This is a genomic window from Listeria costaricensis (assembly GCF_900183385.1).
Taxonomy (GTDB): domain Bacteria; phylum Bacillota; class Bacilli; order Lactobacillales; family Listeriaceae; genus Listeria; species Listeria costaricensis.
The window spans coordinates 39,064-65,989 of record NZ_FXUT01000003.1 but is presented as its reverse complement, the minus strand read 5'-3'; the positions used below and the strand labels follow the sequence as shown (position 1 = coordinate 65,989).

Here is a 26,926-nt window from a genome sequence, read left to right as displayed (position 1 = left end):
AATGTGAAAATAGACACAAATAAACAAGAGGAAAGCACAACCTGTAGTGGTGCCTTCCTCCATATAAAGCTATATTTTGTTATGAAAACTGCGCTCGTTTTCAATTTATTTTGATTTCACAATCTTACTGTTTGTGGGCAGTCGAAACAGATGTTTTCTTACAGCATAAATCAAAACTGAAGCAAAAACGATCATTTCAGAAACTGGAATTGCCGCAAAGACACCAGCCGCACCTAGAATCGGCGGTAAGATTAGCAGGAAAATGACCATAAAAATCATTTCCCGAGCCACAGTGATCCAAGTGGCCATCTTGATCCTGCCGCTTGTTTGGAAATAGGTCATCATCACAAAGTTGAAGCCCATAAATAAGTAGGCACTGAAGAAAATCCGTACGCCCATGATGGCGAGTGCTTCCATTTCAGGATCAAAATTCCCAAACATGCCGACAATCTGCTTAGCAAAGAAGAGCCCGATGATAAAGAAAAATAAACCGGATCCGATTGCCACTTTTGCCGCTAGACGAATCGTTTGTGTTTCACGAACAGCAAGTTTGGCGCCGCGGTAATAACTGATCAGCGGTTGAATCGCCGAGCTCATGCCCAAAAAGAGCATCAAAATCACACTATGTGAATAGTTGAGTACGGAAAAAGCCGCCACGCCTGCAGTTCCAGCCACTGCTGCAATCGCAATATTGTACCCCATCGTAAAGACAGAAATCCCTAATTCAGATAGGAAGCTCGGTAAGCCGATCGAAAAAGTTTTGAACAACGCTTCTTTTGTAAAGGTGAATTTTCGGAAGCGCAAGTGGCTCGTTTTTTTGAAAAAATGGGTCGCCAAAATGACAACTCCGATCGCAATCGCCGACACGGTTGCAGCCGCAGAACCGGCCACTCCCCATTCAAAAATAAATAGAAACACATAGTTCAAAATCACGTTGCTGACAGCTGTTATGATGAGTGCCACCATCGCGAGATTTGGATCCCCATCATTCCGAACAAAAATGCTGAGAATATTTTCAAGGGTCAAAACAAACCCGAACAGCAGTAAAATATTCATATAATCCATCACAAAAGGAAGCGTTTCTTCATTTGCACCTAAAAAATTCGCCAAAGGAACCCGAAAAATAAACGCCACTATCGCTAAAAAGATCGTAATCGTCACAACCATTATAACGGAACGAGTGAAAATCAACTGGGCTTTTGGAATATCTTTTTCCCCAAGCGCAAAAGAATACTGCGTGGCGCCGCCAATCCCAATCCATAGCGAGATGGCCGTAAACAGGGAAAAGACCGGCACAGCAATATTAATCCCAGCAAGGGCTACGCCGCCCAACTTATGTCCCACAAAAATGCCGTCGATTACAATATTGACGGACATCAGTAGCATGCCGACCAAAGACGGAATTAAATAGCGTAGAAGCACTTTCCATACTGGTTCTTGCTCCATTCTCTTGTCAAATTCTTTCATATTATCACCTCTGACCTAACGTTCATTAGTTCATTTAACCATATTAAAAACTGATTGACAAGTATTTTTTTTCGTTAATGACAAAAATGTAAGTTAGAAGATTCTTTTTGTTAGTTAGAACGAGGGAACCGTGCGCCTAAATATTTTACAATAAAGATATCAAAGGAAGAGCCTCAAAACGGAAGGATGAGAAGAATGAAATCAAATAAAAAAGGATTGCTCATATTGGTTGCTGCCTTCCTGGTGGCTACCACTGTTATTTTTGAATATTTAGTCCCCGCCTCAGCCAGTGCAGAAAGCTATTATGTCCAAGTGACCACGGATGGCGCCAAAGTGACGCGTGATAGATTCCAAGGCTATGAATATAAAACAAAAGCTTACACACCGAACGGCAAAGAGCGCCGCATTGTTTTCTACTCTGAAAAAAAACTTTCCAAAAACGCCCAATATAAAGTCGTAGTCGGTCAAAATAAAATCGTCAACAACTATAAAAAGGTGAATGACCTCCCTGAGAAAGTCAAATATCTTGCAGAAAAATAACCCTGAAAGAATCCCGAACAGGCGGCGATTCTTTCAGGGTTTTTAGTGCTACCGATTTAAATACGAATAATTTATCAGTATATATTTACTATACAAAACTATTTAATGAATTTTTTTATTTCTCATTTTTTGACTATTTATATACGTTCAAAGGCCACATAATTTCTCCGCTATAATCTACTTCTGATTTTATTTCTTCATCAAGTTCATAATTAAATAAATCGCATTCTTTAATTAATTTACCTATTATCAAATTTCGTAATAACAAAATTGATTTTTTTTGAGTGTTAGAACTCTGTAGAGCCTCCGCAACTTCCTTAGCATCATATGAAACACTATTCATATATAAGGTCTTTGCTTTTAGGTCTTTCAAAAGTAAGTGTTTGCCTTTATTGTATTTATACCAAAAAAGTAAAAATGTTTTCATATCTTTTTGAATTAATTTTATTTCTTCATTATTGGAAGCGTCTGTCTTGTCAATACGTTTACCTATATCATTAATAAATTTCTTTGCTATCTTTCTAGGAAACAATAAATTAGGTTCTCTCGCACATATATAATAGTTTTGAATAAAATCAATAGGATATTCTTCTTCTACAAGTTCAAGAATCTTTTCTCCTAGCTCTACATATTTATCATATGTACTTTTTAATTCGATATTGTCTTTTAAAAGATAATCTAAAGTAATCTCAAAAACTGCCCTCAATTTCTTACAGTTTTCTAGTGAGGGTATAACATCGCCTGCTTCCCATTTAGTAATTGTTTTTGTCGAAACACCCACTTCTTCCGCCAGTTTTTCTTGCGTCATATTGTTCTTTTTTCGTTCTTCTTTTATTTTTAAATGTATTCCCATTTATTAAATCCTCCCATCTCAAATAATTCTAGATAGCTAGAAATATCATCTACAGCTCTTTCTAATTCTTCAAGCAAATCTATATAATCAATAGGATCTCTTTTCTCTTTAACTCCTAAATATCCTGCATTGTCATCATATATACGTTGATATAATTTGTCCTTATCAGTGTATTCAACTTCATCGGTCATCCAGTCTTGACATACCTCAAAAGCGGTTTTACAAGCAATATAACTTCCACTCTCTTTTTTTAAAAAGTCTTCATAGCAACGCATAATCAAATCATATTTAGGTGTTGTTATCCAGTCATTGCTATTTACAATCTCATATCGCCTTATGAACTCTGTAATATTCTCTATTGAACAATACTCGCTTATATCTTTTCCAAATCTATAGTACTTTTCTTTATTAGTAAGTGGCTCAATTTTTTCTGAAACTAAATCTTCTATCGATATACCATATAGTTCACTTAGAAATGCTAAAACTCTTGGGTCTATAGTAGAAATCCCCAATTCCCATCGACGAATAGTCTCTACTTGAAAACTTAAATTAATTCTTGCTTTAATTATTTGAGCTAGTTTATTTCTAGATAGCCCTCTATTTTTTCTCTCGATCTCTAATTGCTCATTAAGTAGCATATATCTTTCCTCCTCAAATTCAATTTATATTTAAATAGTAACAACATATACTTTTTTTATGAAGGAACTAAATGAATTAAAAAAGCTCTAATTTATTCTTATTTACACTTAAGTTATCCTGTATGTTAAAGTTAATCTTAATTTTTCCACATATACTTCTTAATCCCATTCTTCTTAAAGATAAAAAAAGACACTGTACCAGCTACTATTAGCCGTCACCAGTGTCAAAAAGGGAGTTTAAGGTAAGAAAGGACAATCCATTACTAAAAAGGGAGAAAAAGTAATAAGATTGTCGTTGCTTATAAAACCAGTTTACCCCCTATTTTTGAAAAGAAATCCACTTTTTTGTAAAAAAAATGTTAAAAGTTTATGACGAAAGTTTTGCAGTCTCTACAAATCTGCTTAGAAACGAGCAAATATTGAGCGTTCTTTCGTGGAACCGATAATAAACAACAACCAGCCCACAATAAATAATACGCCGCCAATGGGTGTGATGGCTCCTAAGATTGCAATTTTCGTTATGCTGAGTACATACAAGCTTCCTGAAAAAATCACAATTCCTAAACTAAAACACCAGCAGGCAGCTGTAAAAAAGCCACTTCCTGTTTTTTCAAGTAGTATACCGCTAATCAAAATAGCTACAGCATGAAACATCTGATATTGAACGCCTGTCTCATATGTAGGCTGATAGTCGCCAAGTGTCGTCTTTAGTGCATGGGCACCAAAAGCTCCAAGTGCTACTGCCAGCATGGCAAAAATGCCTCCTGTGACCAATGCTTTTTTCATTCGTTCTCCCTCCTAGAAATCCAGCAGCGAGTCCCCGTTTGCACCATCCTCAAAATCAACTTTTTGCCCCTTCATGCTGTCTTGGTTTGAAAATATCTGCTGCTGTGTGGATGACTTAGATGCCACTGCTTCATTTGGTACAGTGCTTGGTGCCTGTCCTTCCTCTGCTGCATATAATTCAATCAAGATTTTTAAACCATGTAAATGCTTGATTCGCTCATTTTCCTGCTCAGAATTTCTAGCAAGGTTGAGCTCCTGCTGCATTTTACGAAAAAGCTCTTCATTTGTAACCATCACTGACTACACCTCATTCGATCGTCTTGATTACGCGTGCCGGATTGCCGCCGATCACAACATTATCCGGAAAATCTTTTGTTACGACTGAACCGGAAGCAACCACCACATTGTCACCAAGTGTGACGCCTGGATTGATGACCGATCTGCCGCCGATCCAAACATTTTCACCAATGACAACAGGTTTGCCAAGTTCACGACCGCTGTATCGTTCGACCGGGTCGATTGGGTGGGTTGCCGTATAGATGTGAACCCCCGGCGCAAGCATACAATTTTTACCGATATGTACTTCACACACATCCAAGATTAAGCAATCAAAATTCGCATAGAAATTTTCACCTAAATAAATATTGGAGCCATAGTCCACGCGAAAATTAGGTTCCACATAGATATTTTCTCCTGTTTCCCCCAAAAGCCGCTTTAAAAGCTCGGAACGTTCTTCCGCATGGGTCGACTCATTGATTTGGCGGCAAAGTTTGCGCGCACGTTCCCTTCCGTGGATCAACTCACGGTCTGACGGGTCATACATTTCTCCAGCAATCATTTTCTCAAATTCAGTTTTCATACGACACCTTCCTTGAAACTCTTCTTTTCATGCTCATTATAGCGGACTTTCTGACAGGAAGCAAAAATACATGACCCTTTCAGCTTTTTTCCACGAATGTTGCAATAAGCCTGCATTTTTATAGAAAAAATGCTATTCTATTTAGTAGGGAAAATTATGGGAGGAATTAAATCTATGATTAAAGTTATTGCTTCTGATATGGATGGCACATTACTGAATTCCAAAATCCGTGTTGATGAGGAAAGTGTGAAAGCGATTGAGCTCGCACGCAGCAAAGGGATTCATTTTGTTCTTTGCACCGGACGGATGTATGATGACGCGATGGGACTCATCCATAAAGCGAATCTCTATGCACCTGCAATCTGCATGAATGGCGCGGAAATCCGCGATGAACACGGCAACATTTTACTTCAGCATGTGCTGGACAAAACGCTTGCTAGAAAGACTTATAAACTGCTCAATGAACTCGGCATGTACACTGAATTTTTTACAGATATCGGTCCGATTACAGTTGATAAAGCTCGTGGGAAAGAATTTATGATTGACATGCATAAGCAAATGTTCCCAAATGAAGATACCGAAGCAATTATCGAACAGGTGGAGGAACGTTTTGAATCGAAGGACGTCCATGAAATCAATGATGCAGAGCGTATTTTTAATAATGATGAGATTAAAATTTTGAAATTCATCTCTTTTTCACCCGACAAAGAAGTGTTGAAAAAAGCCAGTAAGGAACTTAATGTTTCCGATGAACTATCGATTACTTCCTCTTTTTCAAATAATATCGAAATCACCCATCGCGAAGCTCAAAAAGGGATTTCTCTACAGTATTATGTAGAAAAACTTGGCGTTAACTTGGCTGAAACTTTTGCAATCGGCGACAATATGAATGACCTTTCGATGCTGAAAATGGCTGGGTACAGTGTGGCAATGGGCAATGCTGAACCGCAAGTGAAGAAAACAGCTAAATATGCGACAACATCAAATGATGAACATGGCGTTGCTGAAGCCATCTATCAAATGTTGAAAACAAACGACTAACTTTTTGGAGGTATGTTCAAATGACAATCAAAAAAACTTTGACTATTGCAGGTTCTGATTCCAGCGGCGGTGCTGGTTTACAGGCCGATCTGAAAACTTTTGAAGAATATGGCACATTTGGATTCAGCGCACTGACCACCATCGTGACAATGGATCCGGACAACAACTGGGCACATGGCGTAACACCCATTGATGCAGCGCTTGTTCGTGAACAGTTAAAAACGATTCTTTCCGGCGGACCGGTTGATGCAATGAAAACGGGGATGCTCGGCTCAATCGAAATTATCCAAGCAACGCGTGAAGCGATCGACAAGCATGGTTTGAAAAATGTGGTTATCGACCCTGTCATGGTCTGCAAAGGGGAAGATGAGCTGATTCAGCCGGAAAATGCGGAGGCCATTCGCGACCTGCTTCTACCAGTGGCCACGATTACGACGCCGAATTTGTTTGAAGCTGGACAATTGTCCGGTCTTGGCAAATTGAAAACAGTCGACGATATGAAAAAAGCGGCTGAAAAAATTATTGAACTGGGCGCTGAGTATGTGGTCATCAAAGGTGGCAAGGCGCTTGAAAGTGACAAAGCGATCGACCTGCTTTATGATGGCAAGGAATTCACACTTTTGGAAGTTGAAAAAGTCGACACAGATCACAACCACGGCGCGGGCTGTACATTTGCAGCTGCGATTACTGCTGGTCTTGCAAAAGGGCTCTCTGTACCGGACGCCGTAGCAAAAGCGAAAGAATTCGTGACTGCTGCAATCCAAGGCGGCTTTGCCCTCAATCAATTTATCGGTCCTGTTTGGCATGGTGCTTACAATCATGCGGAAGACCGGGTAGAGTGATTTTTAGGATCACTGGAACATCAAGTTGTTTCAGCATGATGATTCAACAATAAGAGAAGCTGAAAGTCAAGCATTAAAGCCATTTCCCAAAATGGATTTGCCTGATTTTCAGCTTCTCTTTTCACTTTATGCCAGCTGCTTTTTCATTTATTCTGCTCAAAATGGGTGGCCATGTCGACTGCGCTGAGTGGGTCAAGATGCGTGATCGTGTAGACATCTGGGCCATCCTGAAAGAGTAGCTGATTGTCTGCCGGATCATCTGTTTTCGCTGCTTCAAAGGCCGCTCGACCGTATGAGTTCGGGATGGGCAGTGACTCTTTTTCCAACTTGGCTACCATTTTCTGTGCGAGTGGCAGATAATCGGTGCCCTCCATATTGGAAGCATGAATCGAGAGTGCCCAACGTCCTTCATTCCAGCCTAAATATTTCTGCCCAGCCCCGGCGTCCTGATAACCGGTCAATCCGTAGCCCAAATCTGTCGCCTGCCCGCCGCTCTTTGCAAAGGTCTCATGGCCGACCGCCTCCTTGGCCGCCTGCTCTGAATCATAGCGGTGCCGCTCGACAGTTGCCAGTTTTGTGGCTGCGTCCGCTTCATTCAGCTTGTCGTTGTTGATTGGAATTGGAGTCGCGCTTTCAAAAAATGTGACCAGATAGTCGCTTGCCCCTTCACTGGCTGTCTTGGCCGTCAGATGCTGCCCTTTTGCTGTCAGCGGAACGGTCTCTGGGAGGGCCACCTGATCAGTGCCTTTGAGTTGTTCTTTCACGGCCGCCAAAACTTGCTGTTCGGTAAGCGGCTCCTCCGATTTTCCCCCATCAGAAGAAGGCTTTTCGCTCTCCTTCATTGTGCCAGAAAGATTGTTCATATCCTGCTGCATTTTACCATTTTCATGCATGCCGGTTTTGTCCTTTTGATCTGCGTTATCATTTCCGCAAGCCGCAAGAAGTAAAAAGATGACAACGAGAAAAGGGATACGCCAATTTTTCATTTATATCATCTCCATATCTGCTCTATTCCCGTTTCGTTGCTGGAAAAACACGGTTCAATTTTTCGCTATCGAAAGTCGGCTCATGTATAATGAACGTGAAAGAACCAAAATAGATTTAGGGGGCTATTTTTTCATGGAGCAAAAGAAGGAGAACTTGTCAAAACCTGCAACGGATAAAAACTATTTTTGGCCGATCATGATTTTCTCAGTGGTGGCAGTCGTTATTATCTTGCTGTTATTTTTCTCACCGATTGGCTATCAGGGAGCCGTCCATTTTGACTTGACGATTTTCCCACGCATAAACGCAATCTTTAATAGTTTTACATTTGTCTTTTTATTGATCGCACTTTGGGCCATTATTAAAAAGAAAAACATCAACATGCACCGCGGTTTCATTCTGGCGGCTTTTACATCGACGTTATTTTTCCTCGTGTCCTATTTGACGTTTCATTTCCTCTCTGCTGAAACCAGTACGTTCGGCGGCACGGGCATTGTTCGCCCTATTTACTTTTTCATTCTGATCACACACAGCTTTTTGGCAGCAATCGTAGTCCCGCTGGCATTATTTGCGCTCGTTTGGGGCTGGACGATGCAAGTCGAAAAACATAAAAAAATCGTGCGCTGGACAATGCCAATCTGGCTGTATGTCAGCCTAACGGGCGTACTCGTCTATTTGTTTATGGCGCCTTACTACTAAATAGAATAGAGAGACAAAAAGAGAATCCCCATCAAGCAAAGCCGCCATTTTCATGAGGGCTTTGTCGAGATTTGGGATTCTCTTTTTATTTCGCATGTGGGACTGTTTGGACATTCAGCGCATCGCTGCCATCCTTATCTTCCAGATTCCACAGAAATTGGCTGACGTAATAGTCCACTTTTGTATTTTCATGAAGCCCGCTATGGGTGACATCGGGGCCTGTAATCAATTTTTCCTGATAGCTACCTTTTGGAAAGAATTCCTTTAAAAAGAATACACTGTCCACATTCACCAAGCCGTCTGAATCGGTTCCTGTTTTTTCTCCCGCAATGGCTAGGACTTGCAGATTTTTAGGTAGCTTGTTTTTATTTTTCACAAGCGCCTGAAGGGCATCTGAGCCGGCTTTCAAATCATGTGCCGCTGGATCTTTCTGCAACTGAAAATAATCCGCTTGATCGATTCCGCGAAACGGTGAAGCAATGGCGATAAATTTTTGTGGCACCGGATAATTCGCATCTAGCTCTGTATTCTCCAAATAACTGAGAATCGCAAGGCCGCCCATAGAATGTCCGACTAAGTTGACTGTTTTTATATGCTCATTTTCTCGTAAATACCTCATCACATCTTGGAGCCACACGGTTTGCCGCGCCAAGCTCGCCCGATTATCTTCAAAAACGACTTGAATGGCCGAATCTCCCGGCGTATTAGGATTTAGCGTACCTTGAATACTCAAATTCCCACTTTTCCCTACATAAATTTGCATCGCCGCCTGATTCACATCAAATTGCTCACCTAATCTGTCCAGCATATGTCCAAAAGAATTGGCCGTCCCTTTGTAACCATGAACAAACACCGTCGGAATAATATTTTCTTTCGCCTTGGCCTGTTCCTGCTGGTCGTAATAAGAAAAAATCCAGCCGATTAAAAGAACCGCGATTGTAATGACTGTAAGTACGGAAAAAAGAATCTTCTTCCGCACAGACTCCACTCCTTTTCCCTGACTTTAAAGGTCTATTCTACCAAAGATCTGCCAAAATCGTTATCAGCCGATCGTAACAAATTCCAGCCCGTCAAAAGGCTCATTTCAGAGCGGAAAAGCTTCCGGTAATGGCTTCCTTTTCCACCACCACTGCATTGAGCGTCCCCCCAAACACAGCGCCCCCATCGATATTCAGCTTGGTTCTATCCGGCGCGACCCACAAATGACTCGAACCATCCTTATGTAAATTTTGAACAGGCGTATGCCCAATAATAAAAACCCGACCCGTCCGATTTTTCCCAAACAAGAAGGGCTCCCGAATCCAGTAAAAATCGTGCGGATCTGTATCATGCCAGTCCTCCTTGGTTAAATCAACTCCCGCATGGACAAATACATATTGCTCTGCTTCAAAATAAAGCGGCATTTGCTTGATAAAATCAATTTCCTCCTGATTTTTAAGTAAAATAAGATCCCGCAGTTCTTCCGGTGAAGCAGCATTTTTAAAATCCGGTCCTAGCAACGTCTGAATCGTTTCCATGCCGCCTTGACTGCTATAATAAGACATTCGTCGGGCCGGCTCCTCCAACCAGTCGAGCAGCATAGCTTCATGGTTCCCGCGTACCGCCACAACATCATTTGCTTGGGACAATTCCCGAACGAAGCGAATGACACCGCCGGGATTCTCCCCCCGATCGATCAAGTCACCAACAAAAACTAATTTTTCACGGTCTCGCTGCCAATTTTCAAGCAATTTGATTAACAAACCTAGCTCTCCATGAACATCTCCAACTGCAAAAATCGGTTTCATCCCTGGCGCCCCTTTCTATGTAAAATAAAAACGTCCAAAGATAATCCCGGACGTTTCAATTGTTTATTCTACTTCTTCAAATTTCTTGAGACGTTTCTCAACATCCTTGATTTCTTTTCGGATTGCATCTAGGCGAACTTCAGCTGTATTGATCGGCCCATTTTGGAGTTGCGGATCCTCAAATTCGTATGACTCGGCGAGTACTTCCTGATATTCTCTGCGCAGTTCAATTAAACGTTCTTCTAAATCTTGTCGATCATTAGCCATTCTATGAGCACCTCTTTCTTTAAACTGTTTGTTCTTTTCCCGTTTTTTTCCTTTTTAATCCTCTTTTTATCCAAAAAATCATTTACTCCACTATCTACTCATGGTATCTTAGACCTATTAATCAAAAAAGGAGTCATGCATGATGAATATTGACCAGCTTAGAATGGCTGCAGGAAAATCGCTGAAAGGAAACTGGGGGCTCGCGATTGGTTCACTAATGCTAACCGGAATTATTTACACAGGGGTACACTACCTCTGTTTGTTCATTTTTTCCTTTTCCACCGTTCTGCGTATTTTATTCACCCTTCTGCTTGTTTTCCCGCTGTATGTAGGCTTGTTCTTTCTTTTTCTTGAAATTGCACGTGGCAAGAAGATTGACATTGGCCATCTATTTATAGGATATCGACATTATTTCCGGATTATTTTGACTGGCATTTTAATGATTTTATTGATCGGACTTTGGTCGCTTCTTTTCATTGTACCTGGTGTGATCAAATGTTTCAGCTATTCACAAACTTTTTATTATTTACTGGATGAACCAGATTTGAGTCCACTCCAAGCCATCAAAAAGAGCACGGAATCCATGCAAGGATCGATTTGGTTGCTTTGCCGACTTTCTCTCATTACTTATGGCATCTGGTTTTTAATACCACTCATCTTTTATTTTGGCGGTCTTATCGCGCTCAGTCATCAGTCTGGTTATCTGTATGCTTCGTCAGTTGATCAGCAGCTGTTTTTCATGAGTTTACTAATTTTGATACTTGGCAGCATCGTTCAACTCGTGCTGTACCTGCTTTTATTCCCGCGTTTCTTAACAGCACTCGCTCATTTCCACTTAGAAACGGCTCAAATCCCAGTCCGAGAACCAGCTCCTTCTACAGACTGAAATTTCTACAGTTAACCGGGTTTAACTGTATTCTAGAGTGAAACTATGCTATTTTTATTACAGGGGAAAATTTAAAATAAAGGAGAATGAAAGAATGATGATGACAAATGCTCAAATTCGTCGCACTGCGAAGGATTCATTGCGCGGCAGCTGGGGGCTTGCCATTGGCGTAATCTTACTTAATTATTTATTTAACAACGGTGGTAGGCTCGATTGCTGGCTGGATTCCAGTTGTCGGCTGGATCGCCATTTACTTTGTTGAAGCGCCACTTGCAGTTGGCTTAGTCTGGTTTTTCCTTGCAATAAGCCGGAAAGACAAACCAGATGTCAGCTACTTATTTAGCGGATTCCGCAGCTACTGGCGGACACTTGCAGCTTATGTTTTAGTAGCCATTTTTACCTTCCTATGGTCCCTTTTACTAATTGTTCCAGGTATTATCAAAATGTTCTCTTACTCTCAGACATTTATGATTTTGCGGGATAATCCAAACATCTCCGCACTTGATGCCATTACAGAAAGTCGCCATATGATGGACGGGCGTAAAGGGAAATTTTTTAGTCTCTCTCTTTACTTCTTACTTTGGTATCTCATTCCCGTCGTTGTTTTGATTATTGGGCTGATCATGCTGTTCAGTAGCGTTTTCACTGGTTATGATTACGGTTATAATTACAGCTATAGCATGCATGATGTATCAGCAAGTATGAGTATGATTTCAGGTGGTCTGCTCGCCGGCGGGCTTATCATGGTGCTGCTTGGTGGATTAGCCACTCTTGGCATCTCACTCTATGTACTGCCATACATGATGACGGCTTGCGGGGTCTTCTACGATGATTTAACGAACACCCTTTATACAGAATATGACGATTTTCATGATGACTTTGCACCCACACCAGAAACTACTTCATATGGGGCAACTTCCGACTTTAACGCGGCTGAGGATCCTTTTGAAAATGATCAGCATCCCGATGGTTTTGGCCCGACGAATGAGAAAGATCCATTCGATGAAGCAAACACGACGGCACCGGCTGATGAAGTAGTACAGGAGGAACCAAAACCAGTCATTCCACCTGAATTTACAACACCAGAAGGAGAACCGGAAATCGGTGAGTCCAAAGAAGAAAAACCAGAAGACGATCCTTCTGATAAAAAATGATCGATGAAACGGGGCGCAACTTTGCCTCGTTTTTTTAGGAGGAAATATGCCTGAAGAAATCCTACTTTTAGATCACAAAAAATTTTATATTCGCCAAGCCAGCCCGAAAGATCAGCACTCACTGGAAGAATTACTAACCGCAACCGCTCGCTTTCTTCAAGCAGCCGGGTCGACTCAGTGGCAAGATGTTCTAGCCGGGCAGGATCGGCATGGGCTCTCGCTCAGTATCACCAAGCAAGAAGTCTATCTCTGCCATTCGGAAAAAGGCGCGCTGGCCGCAGCACTCATTATTCGTGAAACGCCTTTAGAATGGGATTCAAACCTTTGGGAGGACAAGATTTCTGATCCAGCTGTATATCTACATCGCTTGATGGTGGCTCGTTCATTTGCCCACCACGGACTAGGGGAAGAAATGCTTCGTTTCGCCTGCCGCTTTGCCTTGCAGAAGAAAATTCCCTATGTGCGGCTTGATTGCTTAGCAGAAAATCCCTTTCTTTGCTCGTTTTATGAAGCAGCCGGTTTTACTTGGATGGGACGGAAAAAAGAGTATGCCCTCTTTGAAATCAACTATTAAAAAAAGACGTTCAAGATGCGGAAATCATCTTGAACGTCTTTTATTTGGTCTTAAGTTTCTTTTTATAAATGATGAACGCTACTGCTTAACGAAATGCGTTTACGACAAATTCGCCGAGTAGTTTTTTTATTTCAGCATTGGCTTCTTGGAAAGCTTGTTTATCAAGCAGATCTACGATTTGATTCAAATGCTTGATCGTACGGTCCCGCATATCCTCATTAATCTGATTAATCGACTCAACCGCAAAGTAAGTAATATTGAAAAATACCTTCTTCGCCATATCTTTATAATACGGATTACCAGAATGAGCAATCAAACGTAAGAAAAATTGATGTTCATTGAATAGATACTCATCTAAGTCTTTCAAATACGAAGCACGGTCCATACTTTGTATACAGTTTCTCAAATCTGTTGTACTAATTTCCGTCTCCATTTGTTCAATTTTTTCCAATGTTGCTTTAACAAAAAGTTCAATTACTTCAAGCAGCTGAACATAACGGGTAGAATCAACAAGCGAATCTTTTACCACTACCCCACTATATGTGCGGTAATCAAGGACACCTTCTGCTACCAAAGCCGTGATTGCTTTGCGGATCGGAGAGCGACTAACTCCAAGCTCTTTGGAGAGCCGTTCCTCGGTAAGATGTTCATTAGGTTTTAATTCACCTGTCTTGATTTTTTCAATGATGCTGAAATAAACAACTTTATCTAAGGTCTTATAATCACGTTTACTTTTTAACATTTTTACGCTCCTTTAGGTGGTGAACTTTTTCATCATTATATCATATGGTACCTTGCAAATATACCTCTTTTTTTATCATAAATGATTATTTTATCGTTTGCTATACAAAAAAGTTTGAGATTTTTATTAATGAAGAATCGCGTATTTTCAAAAAGTAATATTGCTTTTTATTTGTATTTTCTTATGCTGAATCCTTGAAATAACTAGCTTTTCCACAGCAATAATGTGCACAAAAATAAACGTATGAATTCACATTAGAATCACTTTTAACGTAATCTTGTACACATTGTGTATTTTTAATGTATTTTTTGTTTAAGATTTCTTTAAGAAAAATAGCACGGGAGGAGTTTTGCATACATTTTAATCGAAAAAGCGCTGGGATTTCCTGTTTAATAGCGAAAAGTGCGAATAATATAGCGGTTAATTAACATTTCCACAGTCTCTTCTGCAAGCTGATAGTTCTTATTGATCAGAGCGTGATTGATCGTTTCTAAATAATGAATCGTTTCTTCCGCCAAACTGACCGGAATGCTCCGCAACTCTTTTCGTGCTTTGCGATCAAATTCTTGTTCAACAGACAAAACCCACTCAGCCGCATACTGATTTTGCATTAACCGAATCAAAGTAAAAAAATACTTAAATAACTGACTGATAAATTTTTCTTCATCCTGCTCTTTGATGGCATCTTGCATGTACTGCATGATCTGCGTCATCTCTTCAATTGGAAAGGAGCCATTTTTACGTTTGAATTTTTCGATCGTTTTGAGCATTAGGCCCTCACTAAACTCAATCAAATCCAAGTAGCGATCCACGGTCATATCACTTGGAACGACAACCGCCCCTTTATGCGACTGAATTTCGACCAATTGCTCTTTTTCTAGTATTTTTAGTGCATGTCTAACAGGCGTTCGGCTGATACCTAGCTGGGTAGCAATTTTCGCTTCTGGAATGTGCTCGCCAACATGATAATTCCCTTGCAAAATCTGGTCTTTGATAAATTGATACGCACGTTTTTCATAAGTTAGTTTTTTCATATTTATCCCCCGAATTCATCTTTAGAAATAATTTTTCCGCCAAAAAACAATCGTTACACATGCAGTAATTAAAAAGGTAAACAGCATAATTCCATTAAAAGCATGCGCATTATCTGCAAATGGAAGCTTCACATTCATGCCATAAATACTTCCCACAATCGTAGGCAATGACAAAATAATCGTAAAGCTGGTCAAAAATTTCATGACGATATTTAAATTATTGGAAATAACAGACGAAAAAATATCCGACATGCCGCTGATGATTTGCGTATAAGTATCTGTCATCGCAATCGCCTGCTTGTTTTCAATGACTACATCTCGCAATAAATCATGGTTTTCCTGATTCTGCATGAAATGCTCCACATCTTGCATTTTGTCTAGAATTGCTTTGTTGCTTTGGAGCGCTGTTGCAAAGAAAACCAGACTCTTCTGTACAGCCATAAACGCATACAGCTGCTCATTTTTCATCGACTGTTTAATTTTCCCCTCTAACTTGTTTGTGACTCCGATCAACTGATTCAAATATTTCAAATAAAAATAAGAGACTGCATATAGAATTTGTAGTAGGAAGCGTGTATGACTAGCTGTATCATACTGCTCGATCTTAGAAGCAATAATGCTTTCAATGACAGGACTTTCCTTTAATGAAACGGTCACAATGACTTCTTCTGTCAAAATAATCCCAATTGGCATGGTTTCATACATCGGAAAGCCGAGTTCATCCTTCGTTTCAAAGGGACAGTCGACAATAACTAAAGAATGACTCACAGCCTCTGCTGCCCGTTTTAATTCGATTCGCGATCTTTCTTCTGTATCCAGAGCATCACGTATATATCCATGCGGAATGTCAAATTTCTGGCTGATTTCTTCAATTTCTTGTTCAGTCGGAGCTACCACGTTCATCCATGTTCCACTTTCCAATTCTTCCCTTTTCATTATGGTACCGTCTGACATTGACTTATAGTACTCAATCAAATCGTTCCCTGCTTTCTGCTTTTATTATTTCAATCTTTACAATAGATTTCATTTATGTTACAATAAACAAAATCAGAAATATTTTCGTAACAAAGGAGTGAAGAAATTGATTCTATCAACCATGTATGTATCTGGGGTAGGACTAGCCTTATTTTTCTGGCTTGTTTCGTTTATTGTCGCAAAGCTGGGTGGATATTCTCCTTTTTGGGTTGGCTTCATCGCCAATTGCGGTTTGTTCTTATTATTCTTTATAGCAAAATCAGCTTTTCCAGCAGAAGAAGTCGTCGCCCTTCAACAAATTATACTTGGCATTGGAACAATCATTCTTCTTTGTCTCATGTTCTTTTCCAGTCGGTTTTTATTTAAAACAGCTGTCATGAGAAAATCATGATTACTTCTGCTTTTTCCCTTAATTTTCCAATTGAAAACCCGGCTCTTCTGTCGTTGATACAAAAAAGTGGTAGGTAGCCCAAGTGTATTCTATTCAAATTATAACAAAACTTCTTTCGCAAATGGAACACTTTCACGAAATAGTTGCTTTTCTTTTAGATATAAAAAGACTGTAGGCCAGATATTCTCATCCTTGGTCTACAGTCTGAAACCTGACTTTTTGCGAAGTTGGGTTTTTTATTTATCAAGTGAAAATCGTTATCTCGTTTGGAAACCTGATCCACCAAATGTTTCGGCGAACAAATAAGAATACTAGCGAAAAGCTTGATTTACCTAGCTTCCATAATCGTTCTTACCAAAGCATCTGGCTTTCCATGGTATCCAGTTTCTTTTTAAATTCAGCAACCGCTTTTCTGATTTCGCGCTCATCCTGTCGATCTAGGAGCATCTCAAACTCTCTGATCAATTGCCCAATAATCTCTCGTTTCTCTGCCAGAACTCGCTGATAAAGCACTTCTGCTCTGGCCAATAGGTAAAGGTTCTCCTGTTTGTCTCGTGGATGAACTTTGAATGCCGCTAATTTTTCTAACTGTTCATCTAATTCTTTTTGTGATAAATTCGTTGAGCCGTTTTGCAAAACTAATCGTTTAGTTTCACCCAGTAGAGGCAATGTGACAAGCACTTCAAGCACGCCATTTTTATCATATGTATAGCGAACATCAACTGGATAGCCTGCTGGAGATGCTGGTGGCAACTTGACCTCAAGTTCTCCTAATTTCAGATTGCCATCTGTTTTACGGCTTTCCCCCTGAAAGATTTGGATTCGCAAGCATTCTTGATTATTAAATATGCTCACCAATCTTTTTACTTTACTAACTGGTATCGGAGTATTTCGGTCAATAATCGGCAAATAAACATTTTCTTCAAATTTGCCTTGCGATAGTTGCTCTACGACCTCTGTACCAAGAGTGTATGCACAGACATCCGTCATAATAAAGTTTTCCACTGAATGATGACGTTCCTTAAGCGCTATTTGAACGGCTGTCCCCAAACCGACTGCTTGATCTGGATTGATGTACATAAAGGGCACTTTTCCTAAGAAACGACTGGCAAAACTTTTGACCACTTGCATTTTCGTTGCTCCACCTATTAAAATAATCTGATCCAGATCTTGCGGTTTAAAACCGGCATCATTTAATGCCTGAACGATCGGCCCACGCATTTTTGCCAAAAGCGGTTCTGAAATCTCTGCAAACAGTTCTTGTGTCACAACCATTTCATATTCTTTCTTTGCAATTCTAGCTGATATTTTAACTTGTGGCAGCTCTCCTAGTCGTTGCTTGGCCTCTTCAATCTGACGCAAAAGCTGTGCCTTCTCTTCCAGTTCAAGCATAGAATCGCTCAACTGATGATATTTAAGGAAATAATGAAATAGTGCTTTTGTAAAATCTTCCCCACCCAAAAAGTTATCTCCTGAAATGGCCACTACTTGCATAACGCCTTCAAACATTTCAATGATGGATACGTCAAACGTTCCTCCGCCTAAATCAAAGATAGCCAGCACCATATCGAGTTCTTGATCATGAATGCCATAAGCAATAGCCGCTGCGGTAGGTTCACTAATCAATTTATCTACTTTTAATCCCGCCAAATAGGCTGCATCTAATGTTGCCTTTCGTTGCGTGTCATTAAAATAAGCTGGGACACTAATCACAGCATCTTCACAGGGGTGTTCTAGAAAATTTTCTGCATCCTGTTTTAAAGTTTTTAAAATGATCGCCGACAAATCCACAGCTGTGAAAGTATGCTCCCCTAGTAGATAGTTTTTTTGTGTGCCCATTTGCCGTTTAAAAGCAGCTACTGTTTTATCGGGATGCGTTGTTAGCCTCTCTTTAGCAGTTTGTCCGACTAGAATCACGCCATCTTTATCCACTCCAACTACTGATGGCGTCAATACCTCTCCAAACACATTAGGAATCAATACCGGCTGATCCCCGTCCCAATATGCGACCAAACTATTAGATGTTCCTAAATCAATTCCGATTGTTGTCATTATTTTGCTGCCTCCTTGTTGCGTGTTCTATTCAAATTATAGCAAAATTTATTTCACAAATGTACTATTTCAGTAAGAACGCCACTCTTTATTCCTACTAAAAAACCTGACTTCCATATTTCGTGAAAATCAGGCTCATCATTATTCAATTGGTACTAAAGAGCAGCGGAAATTATTGATATGGTTGATAAGACTTCTGCTGAATTCAAATCACTTGATGAAATATCTGGTGGTGATATTAGAATTGGGTGTGCAGAATCTGCTGGTATGAATCATTTTATCAAATCAACTCGAGCCCTCCAAAAAAAGCATCCGAATATTCGGTTTCATTTTTATAGTAGTGCTTCAGATGCCATTACCGAACGGATTGAAAAAGGACTACTTGATCTGGCGGTCATTGTAAAACAAGTTGATTTATTCAAGTATAATTACTTAACGGTGCCGCATTCTGACCGCTGGGGTATTTTAACAAGAGCAGATGACCCACTGGCTACACAAAAATCAGTCACTGTCACGGATTTGCAAAACCTGCCTTTGATCGTTTCACGACAGGGTATGCAGGAAGCACTTCTTGACTGGTTTGGCGAACAGTCCTCCAATCTGCATATTGCTGCCACATATGATTTACTTTTTAACACGACTATTATGGTCAGGGAAAACCTTGGCTACCCTCTGGGATTTGATGGGCTTGTAAATACTGGAACAGACAGTGATTTACGCTTTATTCCACTGGAACCAGCACTTCACTCACCCATGCACATCATTTGGAAAAAGTATCAGGTATTCACTCCTGTAGCAAAGCTCTTACTAGCTGAATTGAAAGAGTGCATGTAACGAGTCTGTATACTTGTAAATTTGGGTTCTAAACTGTACAAAAAAATGTGGAGCGATGATTGGTCGCTCCACATTTTCTATTTATTGGTTATCATTTCATTATTAGGACACATCAGCATAAAAAGCATGCGGACTTCTACTTACTTTTTATTAAGTGTACTATGTCGTCGGCCATAGGTAAAATAAAGAATCAGACCGAAAGCAAACCAGATTGCAGCTGCAATCCAAGTGACAGCAGCCAGTTGTGTGATCATAAAGGCGCACAGCAAGAAGGACACGATTGGAAGCACGGGATAAAATGGTACTTTAAAGCCGTTATGGTTGATTGATTTATTTTTACGTAGTGAAATGACTCCTAGTGAAACGAACATAAAGGCAAGGAGTGTTCCGATATTGACCATTTCTGCCAATTTGTCGAGCGGAATGAAGCCGGCACAAATTGCCACGATGATGGAATAAACCCATGTGTTTTTAATAGGTGTCTTCGTTTTTGGATTTAGTTCGGCCATACTTCTTGGCAACAATCCGTCACGGCCTAGTGCATACACTAGACGAGTGCCCCCATACATCATCACAAGAATGACGGTTACCATTCCGACAACTGCTCCTAGCGATACAAGTCCTGCTGCCCAGTCCTGATGAATGATTTGAAGAGCAAAAGCGACTGGATCGGTCACATTCAATTCTGTATATGACACGATTCCGGTCAATACGATTGAAACGACGACATATAGTAAAGTACAGACAAATAGCGAACCGATGATCCCGATCGGCATATTGCGCTGCGGATTTTTTACTTCCTCAGCTGCCGAGGACACCGCGTCAAACCCTAAGTAAGCGAAGAATACGGTCGCTGCCCCGCTTAGAACACCGCTGAAACCGTATGGCATGAACGGCTGCCAGTTAGAAGGTTTAACATAGAACATTCCCACTAGGATAAAGAGCAGGATGACACTGACTTTCAAGACGACCATGACAGCATTCACTTTTGTCGACTCGTTGACACCTTTTGTCAGTAAAATCGCGATGACAAAGACTATGACAATAGCTGGCAAATTGATGTACGTTCCCGCGTCCGGTTGGAAAGGCCCTGAGAGTGCTTTTGGTATTTCCAAGCCAAAACCGGATAAAAAGGCATTCAGATAAGACGACCAGCCACTGGCAACAGAAGCTACGGCCAGTCCGTATTCTAATAGAAGCGCCCAGCCAAGAATCCAGGCGATTAACTCTCCAAAGATGACATATCCATATGTATAAGCGCTCCCCGCCACTGGAATAGAGGAAGAAAATTCTGAATAACACATGGCTGCAAGGGCGCAGATGATTGCCGCAATGACAAATGATAGCACGATCGCTGGTCCTGATTTCGTCGCTGCAACTGTTCCCGGTAAAATAAAGATCCCTGTCCCAACGATAGCCCCGACACCTAAAAATGTCAGGTTTAGCGGGCCTAGTGTTTTTTCCAGATGCACTTTCCCATTTCCTTGATCCATTAATTCTTCCACAGTCTTTTTGCGAAGAAGTTGTTTCATTGACATATGTATTCCCACTTTCACAAAATGTATGTTCACTATTATACTCTTTATCCCTTTAAAGGTAAATACTTTTAAAGCATAGTATTGAGAATCTACCTCTCATTTGTTTGCAGAATAAGGGGGATTGTTGTAAAATGAGCCATAATGGGAATTTTTTGCTTGCTTCCATTAAATTGTTTGAGAAAGAGGCAAGAATTGTGTTAGTTATTTATTTACTGTTTATTGTTGGCGAATTTGCACTGGCCTATTGGCAGGTTTTCCCTGATCCTAGTATTTTCAGTTTTATTGCGGACCTTCTTTTCGTGCTGATTCCACTTTCGCTTATACATAGTTTTGCACCGAAAAGAGCCCATGTTTACTGGTATGCTGGGCTGACAGCGTTTATCGGCGTGCTGATGCTGGTATTCGTTCTTTATAACCGCTTCTATAATGAGGTGGCTACTTATCACAGTCTTTCTTTGATCGGTGAAGTGGGTGTTGTCAAAGACAGTGCCACAAGTCTTCTACAAGGAAGCGACTGGTTGTTCCTTCTGAATCTGCTGCTTTTCCCACTTGTACTTTTCCTCGATTTGAAAAAAGGCTACCGTCCTAGAACTTTTAAAATCACACGTCAAAAATTGGGTATTATTTTAAGCGTCACGGTTGTTGCACTTGGTTTTTTCACCTATGATATGATGAGCAAAAATATTATCAGTGATGCCAAACGGGCGGAAAAAATGGGCTTCTTTACTTACAATGTTTCTACGGCACTCACTGGAACTGCTCATGTGAAGGCGGCTGACATTACGCCGGCCAATATTCGCGACATTAAGGGTGTTAAAACGAAGAAGCATCCGAAATATTTTGGTGATGCCAAAGGAAAAAATCTGATTGTGATCCAGCTGGAAAGTTTTCAGCGGAATCTGACGGGCTTAGAGATCAACGGGCAAGCTGTCACACCAACGCTCGACAAGTTGGAAAATGAGACGCTTTATTCGGATGATTTTTTCCAAACGGTTTCAAAATCCAATACGGCGGATGCGGAATGGTCGGTTTATACATCCACTTTTCCGAGCGGCTATTATACCAATACGCAAACCTATAGCGACCGAGTGATCCCATCCTTGCCGCGTCTACTAGGGGAAAATGATTATGAAACGGCGACGTTTCATACCAATGATGCTTCCTTTTACAATCGGGACGAATTTTATCCGGCGGTCGGGTTTGATAAGTTCTATGATGCCTCCTTCTTTGGGGATGAGGACAAAATTGGTTTTTCTGCCAGTGATGAGGTTCTGTATGATAAGACTTTCTCTGTGTTGAAAGACCATTATGACAAGGATGAAAAATTTTATGCACAGTTGATTTCTGTCAGCAGTCACATGCCGTTTGAAATTCCAGAAAGTAAACAGTCGCTCACACTGCCGAGCGATCTTGAGGATACGGAGCTTGGTAACTACTTCCAGGCGATCCATTATGCCGATCAGCAGTTGGGTAACTTTATTGAGAAGCTTAAGAAATCTGGAATTTGGGATGATTCGGTGGTTGTAATCTATGGGGATCATCATATTATCGACACGACGGAGCTTCCGGCCAACCAAACGAAATATGTCAATCATGATTCAGAACTAAAAGCTCAGCCGGCCGATGATTACCGGATTCCTTTCTTCATTCACTATCCGGGAATGGAGGATACGGGGAAAATTGATAATATCGGCGGCGAAATCGATGTCATGCCGACTGTCCTCAACTTGCTTGGTATCAAAGCGGATGATCAGATCATGTTTGGTGAAGACATTCTCAATACCAAAACGAACTTCGTGCCGGAACGCTATACCATGCCTGAAGGAAGCTACTTTACCAACAGTTACATGTATGAGCCTGATGAAAGTTTTGAAACGGGGAAAGCCACGAATTATGACGGCACCAGTCATGCTTTATCTGATGATGTGAAGGAAAAATTTGACGCCAGCCGAAAACTGCTCCAGTATTCAGATAGCTATGTGGATAATCTGCCTAAACAAAAAGATGAAGAGAAATAATAAAAAGCCCTTATCAAGAACCGTTTTAAAGCGGCACTTTTGATAAGGGCTTTTCTTGTATCTATTTCTTTTTCCAGTCTTTCCGGTGAAACTCAAATTGCTTCATCCATGGCTTGCCTTTTTTAAGGGCCAGATAGCCAATAATCGCAATGGCGAGCGCGCCGAGAATATCGACAATAATGTCTCCCATCGTATCTTGAAGCACTGCTCGTCCGACAAGCGGCGTTCCTCCTGATGTATCGTAGCGCTGCATGTTTAGACCGAGGAGCCCGTCAAATGTATACTCATACACTTCCCAGAATGCCCCAAGCGTGACGGCAAAGCAGAACGCGAAAACAGCTAGGAAGCCAGGTTTCATTTCTTTGACTACTCTCCCATTGGCATTCAGAATACTGATGAAAGAGAAACCGATCGCCCCGAGCATTGCACCGCTGAAAATATGTAGAATTTTGTCCCAGTGCGGCACAATGGAATAGAATTGCTGAATTGTCCCCAGATAAATCGCGCCATACAGGAAGATGACAAATAAGATATACACAAGTCCCGGTATCTCAAATTTGAACCGTCTGGCAAGGATGGATGGTAAGGCAAGAATCGCCATACCCAAAATAATTTCAAGCAGCAGGAATAGATAATCGCTGCGAAGTGTCACAGATGGTCCTGTGGCTGGTTGCTTGACTGGTGCAGTGAATACTTCAAAAAGTGTATAAAAAAACGAAATTCCCATTGAAACAAAAATAAATAGTGCGATCCACTGCGTCCATTTAAGCCGCTTCAACATTTCCCCTCACTCCTATTCTAATGATGAACTAAAAGCCATTATAACAGAAACTTCTCTTTTTTCTATCAGAATAGGCCATTTTCAGTCCAAAGTATGAGCTTATCTGCCTCTTCCATACCCGAAATTCAGCATGCCCAATCCATAAAAAAAGATCTTTTCTCAAAAAGAGAAAAGATCGAGTGAATGATCAGTTTTTGGACGGATAATTTTCCAAGAAGTAGATCAGTGTTTGCAGCTCTGTTGTCAAATCGATATGGTGAACCCGCACTTGCTTCGGTACGCTGATACGTGCCGGCGTAAAGTTCAAGATTCCCTTGACATCCGCTGCGAGTAGCTTGTCGACGGTTGCCTGCGCTTCATCAGAAGGAACGGTCAAAATGACGACTTCCACATGATTGTCACGCAAAATCTCTTCCATGTCATTCAAATGGTAGATTGGGATTTCCTGCTGAACGCTCCCCACTTTTGCCGGATCGACATCAAATGCAGCGACGATTTTAATATTGTTGTTTTTCATGAAATTGTAATGCAATAGCGCTGTACCAAGGTTACCTACCCCCACGATCGCAACATTGGTTTGTTTATCTTGGCTAAGTGTTTTACTGAAGAAATCCAGTATGTATGACACATTATAGCCGTATCCTTTTTTACCGAGCGCGCCAAAGTATGAAAAATCACGGCGAATCGTTGCAGAATCAACTTTCACTGCTTCGCTAAGTTCGGCAGATGAAACACGTTCTTTTCCCGACTCGTGTAAATATTTCAAATAGCGGTGATAGAGCGGCAAACGCTTGGCTGTAGCTTGTGGAATCTTAGTCGTTTCTTCCATCATAACTCCAATTTCCCTTCTTCCTAAAAAAATAAATTCTTTTGATTGCTTATGGATGCAAGTAATGAAAGCTGTTCTCACATTCACATGCTTGCCTTCTTACTATAAACATTTCACAAGCAATGCACAATCTTTTTGCTCATTGATCAGTTAAAATTTTTGCATAGATGCTACTTAACGTTAGCTATTACAACAATTTTAACTTAAATTCACAAATATTGCTACTAATTTCACATGCTTATTTCACAATCCTGCTCCCGATTTCGTGAATGTGCGATCATTGCAAGCTTCCGGCCTTTACGATACACTTATATATAGAATGAAATGAGGACTAGGAGCTTAAAACGATGATCTTATTGCAGGTTCAACAAATTACAAAATTCTTCGGTGCAGAGCCGATTTTGGAAAATATTAAACTGGAAGTGAAAACGAACGACCGGATTGCACTTGTTGGGCGCAATGGTGCGGGCAAATCGACACTTCTTAAAATTATTGCTGGACAGATGAGCTATGACAGCGGCCTGATTTCAAAGCCAAAGCAGGTTGAGATTGGCTATCTGGCGCAAAATACGGGGCTTGAATCCAGCCGGACGATTTGGAATGAAATGCTGACGGTTTTTGATTCTTTACGGCAGATGGAACGGGAATTGCGGAAGGTGGAGGAGCGTCTGGGTGATCACGCGTTGTATGACTCACCGGAGGCCTATCAGCAAATCCTTACGACGTATGACGAGATGCAGCATCGGTTTAAAGAACTTGGCGGCTATCAGTACGAGGCGGAAATTCGTTCGGTCTTGCATGGCTTGCGGTTCTATCAGGCGGATTTTGATAAGCTGATCGCCTCACTAAGCGGTGGACAGAAGACGCGACTGGCACTGGCCAAGCTACTTCTTTCCAAGCAGGATGTGCTGATTCTCGATGAGCCGACCAACCATTTGGACATTGAGACGCTACGCTGGCTGGAGACCTATTTGCAAAACTATGACGGTGCCCTTTTGATCGTCTCGCATGACCGTTACTTTTTGGACAAGGTGGCCAATCAGGTATATGAAATCAGCCGCCATAAAATTGATCACTATGTGGGCAATTACAGCCGCTTCTTAGAGCAGAAAAAAGCCAAATTGGAGCAGGAATGGAAGGAATTCGATAAGCAACAGACCAAGATTGCCAAACTAGAGGATTTTGTAGCGCGCAACATTGTGCGGGCCTCGACGACCAAGCGGGCTCAAAGCCGGCGGAAGCAGCTCGACAGGATGGAGCGTCTTGACCGACCGCAAGGGGATGAAAAGGCGGCGCGTTTTGGCTTTCGTTTTGAGCGCCCGACTGGGAAGGATGTTCTGGCGGTGCAGGACCTCACGATCGGCTATTCGGACCGGCCGGAAATCGCGACAAATATCCGTTTTTCTATCAGCCGCGGTGACAGTATTGCGCTTGTCGGCCCGAATGGAATTGGCAAATCGACGCTGCTCAAGACGCTGACGGGTGACTTGCCGGTACAGGCGGGCAGTTTTACCTTTGGAACGGGTGTCCAGATTGGCTACTACGATCAGGAGCAGGCCAAATTGACATCGGGGAAAACGGTCTTGCAGGAGCTTTGGGATGATTATCCGGAACGAACGGAGCAGGAAATTCGGACGACGCTTGGCAACTTTCTGTTTTCCGATGATGATGTGCTCAAGATTGTCCACTCGTTAAGCGGCGGTGAAAAAGCCCGGTTGGCACTGGCCAAACTGACCTTACTTGGCGCGAATGTCCTGATTCTTGACGAGCCGACCAACCACCTGGATATTGAAAGTAAGGAGGTCCTCGAAGCGGCGCTGATCGACTTTGAGGGGACGATTCTTTTCGTTTCCCATGACCGCTATTTTATCAACCGAATTGCCACCAAAGTTGTCGAGCTGAGTCAAACGCAAACGACGGTTTACTTGGGTGACTATGATTATTATCAGGAAAAATTGGCGGAAGCGGAGGAGCTAAAACGGCTGGCGGAGCAAGAACAGGAGGCGCTTGGGCTGACTTCTGAAAAGGAGCCTTCCTCGAGCAAAGCGGCCTATAAAGAGAGCAAGGAGGCGCAAAAGCAGGTTCGGAAACTGACGCGGAAATTGGAAGAGTTGGAACTCCAGATGGAAGAAACGGATGCCAAAATCGGCCAGTTGGAAGAACAGTTGACGCTTCCGGAGGTTTTTAATGATCACGAAAAGAGCTATGCGATCACCGAGGAGCTGGATGTTTTGAAGGAGGCTTCTGGCGCGCTGATGGAGGATTGGACGATTGTCAGCGAGGAACTGGAAGAGCTTTCCTGAGAATAAAAAATACCCCATAGATTTGAAGGGCTTGGCCGGACTTGGCAAAAGC

Annotated in this window: 27 protein-coding genes and 1 pseudogene; 11 read left to right on the top strand and 17 right to left on the bottom strand. The window is 41.5% G+C overall.

Going from position 1 to position 26,926, the window contains the following annotated elements; all coding sequences use genetic code 11:
- Window positions 1-105 precede the first annotated feature (105 nt).
- A complete protein-coding gene (locus tag CS921_RS03030; protein ID WP_099221581.1) occupies window positions 106-1,467 on the bottom strand; it encodes an MATE family efflux transporter in 1,362 nt (453 codons plus the stop codon).
- 195 nt (window positions 1,468-1,662) lie between these two features.
- Between CS921_RS03030 and CS921_RS03025 the strand changes: the two genes are divergently transcribed.
- The gene (locus CS921_RS03025) at window positions 1,663-2,007 is read left to right on the top strand and encodes a YxeA family protein (protein WP_099221580.1); all 345 of its coding nucleotides are present in this window, start codon (window positions 1,663-1,665) and stop codon (window positions 2,005-2,007) included.
- A 133-nt stretch (window positions 2,008-2,140) separates the two neighbouring features.
- On the opposite strand, the gene CS921_RS03020 is transcribed toward CS921_RS03025, so the two are convergent.
- The 5 genes from CS921_RS03020 to CS921_RS03000 form a co-directional block, all read right to left on the bottom strand.
- Window positions 2,141-2,860, bottom strand: a complete 720-nt coding sequence (locus CS921_RS03020) for a helix-turn-helix domain-containing protein (RefSeq protein WP_099221579.1) — start codon at window positions 2,858-2,860, stop codon at window positions 2,141-2,143.
- Window positions 2,845-3,498 carry a helix-turn-helix domain-containing protein gene (locus CS921_RS03015; RefSeq protein WP_099221578.1) on the bottom strand — a complete coding sequence of 218 codons (654 nt, stop codon included), beginning with the start codon at window positions 3,496-3,498 and terminating at the stop codon, window positions 2,845-2,847. The genes CS921_RS03020 and CS921_RS03015 overlap by 16 nt, the downstream gene beginning before the upstream one ends.
- A gap of 402 nt (window positions 3,499-3,900) precedes the next feature.
- A complete protein-coding gene (locus tag CS921_RS03010) occupies window positions 3,901-4,284 on the bottom strand; it encodes a DUF423 domain-containing protein (RefSeq protein WP_099221577.1) in 384 nt (127 codons plus the stop codon).
- A gap of 12 nt (window positions 4,285-4,296) precedes the next feature.
- Window positions 4,297-4,578, bottom strand: a complete 282-nt coding sequence (locus CS921_RS03005; RefSeq protein ID WP_099221576.1) for a DUF5327 family protein — start codon at window positions 4,576-4,578, stop codon at window positions 4,297-4,299.
- Between the two features lie 13 nt (window positions 4,579-4,591).
- Window positions 4,592-5,143, bottom strand: coding sequence for a maltose acetyltransferase domain-containing protein (locus CS921_RS03000; RefSeq protein WP_099221575.1), 552 nt, complete (start codon window positions 5,141-5,143; stop codon window positions 4,592-4,594).
- Between the two features lie 174 nt (window positions 5,144-5,317).
- Between CS921_RS03000 and CS921_RS02995 the strand changes: the two genes are divergently transcribed.
- The gene (locus CS921_RS02995) at window positions 5,318-6,184 is read left to right on the top strand and encodes a Cof-type HAD-IIB family hydrolase (RefSeq protein WP_099221574.1); all 867 of its coding nucleotides are present in this window, start codon (window positions 5,318-5,320) and stop codon (window positions 6,182-6,184) included.
- A gap of 20 nt (window positions 6,185-6,204) precedes the next feature.
- Window positions 6,205-7,026: a pyridoxine/pyridoxal/pyridoxamine kinase gene (pdxK, locus tag CS921_RS02990; protein WP_099221573.1), complete on the top strand. Its 822-nt coding sequence runs from the start codon at window positions 6,205-6,207 to the stop codon at window positions 7,024-7,026.
- A gap of 143 nt (window positions 7,027-7,169) precedes the next feature.
- On the opposite strand, the gene CS921_RS02985 is transcribed toward pdxK, so the two are convergent.
- Window positions 7,170-8,012, bottom strand: coding sequence for a hypothetical protein (locus CS921_RS02985; RefSeq protein ID WP_099221572.1), 843 nt, complete (start codon window positions 8,010-8,012; stop codon window positions 7,170-7,172).
- A gap of 133 nt (window positions 8,013-8,145) precedes the next feature.
- Here CS921_RS02985 and CS921_RS02980 point away from each other — a divergent pair, with 133 nt between their 5' ends.
- Window positions 8,146-8,709, top strand: coding sequence for a DUF420 domain-containing protein (locus CS921_RS02980; protein ID WP_099221571.1), 564 nt, complete (start codon window positions 8,146-8,148; stop codon window positions 8,707-8,709).
- A gap of 85 nt (window positions 8,710-8,794) precedes the next feature.
- Here the strand turns inward: CS921_RS02980 and CS921_RS02975 are convergent, their stop codons facing one another.
- From CS921_RS02975 to CS921_RS02965, 3 genes are all read right to left on the bottom strand, one after another.
- On the bottom strand, window positions 8,795-9,688 hold the full coding sequence (locus CS921_RS02975) for an alpha/beta hydrolase (RefSeq protein ID WP_099221570.1): 894 nt from the start codon (window positions 9,686-9,688) through the stop codon (window positions 8,795-8,797).
- A 100-nt stretch (window positions 9,689-9,788) separates the two neighbouring features.
- Window positions 9,789-10,496 (bottom strand): metallophosphoesterase family protein, encoded by a 708-nt coding sequence (locus tag CS921_RS02970; RefSeq protein WP_099221569.1) that lies wholly within the window; start codon window positions 10,494-10,496, stop codon window positions 9,789-9,791.
- A gap of 63 nt (window positions 10,497-10,559) precedes the next feature.
- On the bottom strand, window positions 10,560-10,763 hold the full coding sequence (locus CS921_RS02965) for an Lmo0654 family protein (RefSeq protein WP_099221568.1): 204 nt from the start codon (window positions 10,761-10,763) through the stop codon (window positions 10,560-10,562).
- Window positions 10,764-10,905: 142 nt separating this feature from the next.
- Between CS921_RS02965 and CS921_RS02960 the strand changes: the two genes are divergently transcribed.
- The 3 genes and pseudogenes from CS921_RS02960 to CS921_RS02950 all read left to right on the top strand — a co-directional run bounded on the left by CS921_RS02960 (window position 10,906) and on the right by CS921_RS02950 (window position 13,377).
- The gene (locus tag CS921_RS02960; RefSeq protein WP_162921673.1) at window positions 10,906-11,649 is read left to right on the top strand and encodes a hypothetical protein; all 744 of its coding nucleotides are present in this window, start codon (window positions 10,906-10,908) and stop codon (window positions 11,647-11,649) included.
- Window positions 11,650-11,746: 97 nt separating this feature from the next.
- Window positions 11,747-12,803, top strand: a pseudogene (locus CS921_RS02955) (DUF975 family protein).
- 46 nt (window positions 12,804-12,849) lie between these two features.
- Complete coding sequence (locus CS921_RS02950) at window positions 12,850-13,377, top strand: GNAT family N-acetyltransferase (RefSeq protein ID WP_099221566.1); 528 nt, start codon at window positions 12,850-12,852, stop codon at window positions 13,375-13,377.
- Between the two features lie 85 nt (window positions 13,378-13,462).
- On the opposite strand, the gene CS921_RS02945 is transcribed toward CS921_RS02950, so the two are convergent.
- The 3 genes from CS921_RS02945 to CS921_RS02935 form a co-directional block, all read right to left on the bottom strand.
- Window positions 13,463-14,119: a GntR family transcriptional regulator gene (locus tag CS921_RS02945; RefSeq protein ID WP_099221565.1), complete on the bottom strand. Its 657-nt coding sequence runs from the start codon at window positions 14,117-14,119 to the stop codon at window positions 13,463-13,465.
- Between the two features lie 389 nt (window positions 14,120-14,508).
- The gene (locus CS921_RS02940; RefSeq protein WP_099221564.1) at window positions 14,509-15,153 is read right to left on the bottom strand and encodes a GntR family transcriptional regulator; all 645 of its coding nucleotides are present in this window, start codon (window positions 15,151-15,153) and stop codon (window positions 14,509-14,511) included.
- Between the two features lie 21 nt (window positions 15,154-15,174).
- Window positions 15,175-16,128: a magnesium transporter CorA family protein gene (locus CS921_RS02935; protein WP_240422290.1), complete on the bottom strand. Its 954-nt coding sequence runs from the start codon at window positions 16,126-16,128 to the stop codon at window positions 15,175-15,177.
- A gap of 106 nt (window positions 16,129-16,234) precedes the next feature.
- Here CS921_RS02935 and CS921_RS02930 point away from each other — a divergent pair, with 106 nt between their 5' ends.
- Window positions 16,235-16,519 (top strand): hypothetical protein, encoded by a 285-nt coding sequence (locus CS921_RS02930; RefSeq protein ID WP_099221563.1) that lies wholly within the window; start codon window positions 16,235-16,237, stop codon window positions 16,517-16,519.
- A gap of 351 nt (window positions 16,520-16,870) precedes the next feature.
- Here the strand turns inward: CS921_RS02930 and CS921_RS02925 are convergent, their stop codons facing one another.
- The gene (locus CS921_RS02925) at window positions 16,871-18,571 is read right to left on the bottom strand and encodes a molecular chaperone HscC (protein ID WP_099221562.1); all 1,701 of its coding nucleotides are present in this window, start codon (window positions 18,569-18,571) and stop codon (window positions 16,871-16,873) included.
- A gap of 180 nt (window positions 18,572-18,751) precedes the next feature.
- On the opposite strand from CS921_RS02925, the gene CS921_RS02920 reads away from it, so the two are divergent.
- A complete protein-coding gene (locus CS921_RS02920; protein WP_099221561.1) occupies window positions 18,752-19,405 on the top strand; it encodes a LysR family transcriptional regulator substrate-binding protein in 654 nt (217 codons plus the stop codon).
- A 140-nt stretch (window positions 19,406-19,545) separates the two neighbouring features.
- Here the strand turns inward: CS921_RS02920 and CS921_RS02915 are convergent, their stop codons facing one another.
- A complete protein-coding gene (locus tag CS921_RS02915; protein ID WP_099221602.1) occupies window positions 19,546-20,937 on the bottom strand; it encodes a branched-chain amino acid transporter BcaP in 1,392 nt (463 codons plus the stop codon).
- 200 nt (window positions 20,938-21,137) lie between these two features.
- On the opposite strand from CS921_RS02915, the gene CS921_RS02910 reads away from it, so the two are divergent.
- A complete protein-coding gene (locus tag CS921_RS02910) occupies window positions 21,138-22,961 on the top strand; it encodes an LTA synthase family protein (RefSeq protein WP_240422289.1) in 1,824 nt (607 codons plus the stop codon).
- Between the two features lie 61 nt (window positions 22,962-23,022).
- Here the strand turns inward: CS921_RS02910 and CS921_RS02905 are convergent, their stop codons facing one another.
- Window positions 23,023-23,739: a DUF2238 domain-containing protein gene (locus CS921_RS02905; protein WP_099221601.1), complete on the bottom strand. Its 717-nt coding sequence runs from the start codon at window positions 23,737-23,739 to the stop codon at window positions 23,023-23,025.
- Between the two features lie 190 nt (window positions 23,740-23,929).
- Complete coding sequence (locus CS921_RS02900; protein WP_099221600.1) at window positions 23,930-24,574, bottom strand: redox-sensing transcriptional repressor Rex; 645 nt, start codon at window positions 24,572-24,574, stop codon at window positions 23,930-23,932.
- A 344-nt stretch (window positions 24,575-24,918) separates the two neighbouring features.
- Here CS921_RS02900 and abc-f point away from each other — a divergent pair, with 344 nt between their 5' ends.
- Complete coding sequence (abc-f, locus tag CS921_RS02895; RefSeq protein ID WP_099221559.1) at window positions 24,919-26,874, top strand: ribosomal protection-like ABC-F family protein; 1,956 nt, start codon at window positions 24,919-24,921, stop codon at window positions 26,872-26,874.
- Window positions 26,875-26,926: the final 52 nt, after the last annotated feature.

Bases quoted from the DNA above. Each gene is read 5' to 3' on its own strand.
- CS921_RS02920 (WP_099221561.1), top strand. From the start codon at position 18,752: ATGGTTGATAAGACTTCTGCTGAATTCAAATCACTTGATGAAATATCT.
- abc-f (WP_099221559.1), top strand. From the start codon at position 24,919: ATGATCTTATTGCAGGTTCAACAAATTACAAAATTCTTCGGTGCAGAG.
- CS921_RS02945 (WP_099221565.1), bottom strand. From the start codon at position 14,119: ATGTTAAAAAGTAAACGTGATTATAAGACCTTAGATAAAGTTGTTTAT.
- CS921_RS02985 (WP_099221572.1), bottom strand. From the start codon at position 8,012: ATGAAAAATTGGCGTATCCCTTTTCTCGTTGTCATCTTTTTACTTCTT.
- CS921_RS02965 (WP_099221568.1), bottom strand. From the start codon at position 10,763: ATGGCTAATGATCGACAAGATTTAGAAGAACGTTTAATTGAACTGCGC.
- CS921_RS03030 (WP_099221581.1), bottom strand. From the start codon at position 1,467: ATGAAAGAATTTGACAAGAGAATGGAGCAAGAACCAGTATGGAAAGTG.
- CS921_RS03020 (WP_099221579.1), bottom strand. From the start codon at position 2,860: ATGGGAATACATTTAAAAATAAAAGAAGAACGAAAAAAGAACAATATG.
- CS921_RS03010 (WP_099221577.1), bottom strand. From the start codon at position 4,284: ATGAAAAAAGCATTGGTCACAGGAGGCATTTTTGCCATGCTGGCAGTA.
- CS921_RS02900 (WP_099221600.1), bottom strand. From the start codon at position 24,574: ATGATGGAAGAAACGACTAAGATTCCACAAGCTACAGCCAAGCGTTTG.
- pdxK (WP_099221573.1), top strand. From the start codon at position 6,205: ATGACAATCAAAAAAACTTTGACTATTGCAGGTTCTGATTCCAGCGGC.
- CS921_RS02970 (WP_099221569.1), bottom strand. From the start codon at position 10,496: ATGAAACCGATTTTTGCAGTTGGAGATGTTCATGGAGAGCTAGGTTTG.
- CS921_RS03005 (WP_099221576.1), bottom strand. From the start codon at position 4,578: ATGGTTACAAATGAAGAGCTTTTTCGTAAAATGCAGCAGGAGCTCAAC.
- CS921_RS02995 (WP_099221574.1), top strand. From the start codon at position 5,318: ATGATTAAAGTTATTGCTTCTGATATGGATGGCACATTACTGAATTCC.
- CS921_RS03025 (WP_099221580.1), top strand. From the start codon at position 1,663: ATGAAATCAAATAAAAAAGGATTGCTCATATTGGTTGCTGCCTTCCTG.
- CS921_RS02980 (WP_099221571.1), top strand. From the start codon at position 8,146: ATGGAGCAAAAGAAGGAGAACTTGTCAAAACCTGCAACGGATAAAAAC.
- CS921_RS02960 (WP_162921673.1), top strand. From the start codon at position 10,906: ATGAATATTGACCAGCTTAGAATGGCTGCAGGAAAATCGCTGAAAGGA.
- CS921_RS02940 (WP_099221564.1), bottom strand. From the start codon at position 15,153: ATGAAAAAACTAACTTATGAAAAACGTGCGTATCAATTTATCAAAGAC.
- CS921_RS03000 (WP_099221575.1), bottom strand. From the start codon at position 5,143: ATGAAAACTGAATTTGAGAAAATGATTGCTGGAGAAATGTATGACCCG.
- CS921_RS02925 (WP_099221562.1), bottom strand. From the start codon at position 18,571: ATGACAACAATCGGAATTGATTTAGGAACATCTAATAGTTTGGTCGCA.
- CS921_RS02950 (WP_099221566.1), top strand. From the start codon at position 12,850: ATGCCTGAAGAAATCCTACTTTTAGATCACAAAAAATTTTATATTCGC.
- CS921_RS03015 (WP_099221578.1), bottom strand. From the start codon at position 3,498: ATGCTACTTAATGAGCAATTAGAGATCGAGAGAAAAAATAGAGGGCTA.
- CS921_RS02915 (WP_099221602.1), bottom strand. From the start codon at position 20,937: ATGAAACAACTTCTTCGCAAAAAGACTGTGGAAGAATTAATGGATCAA.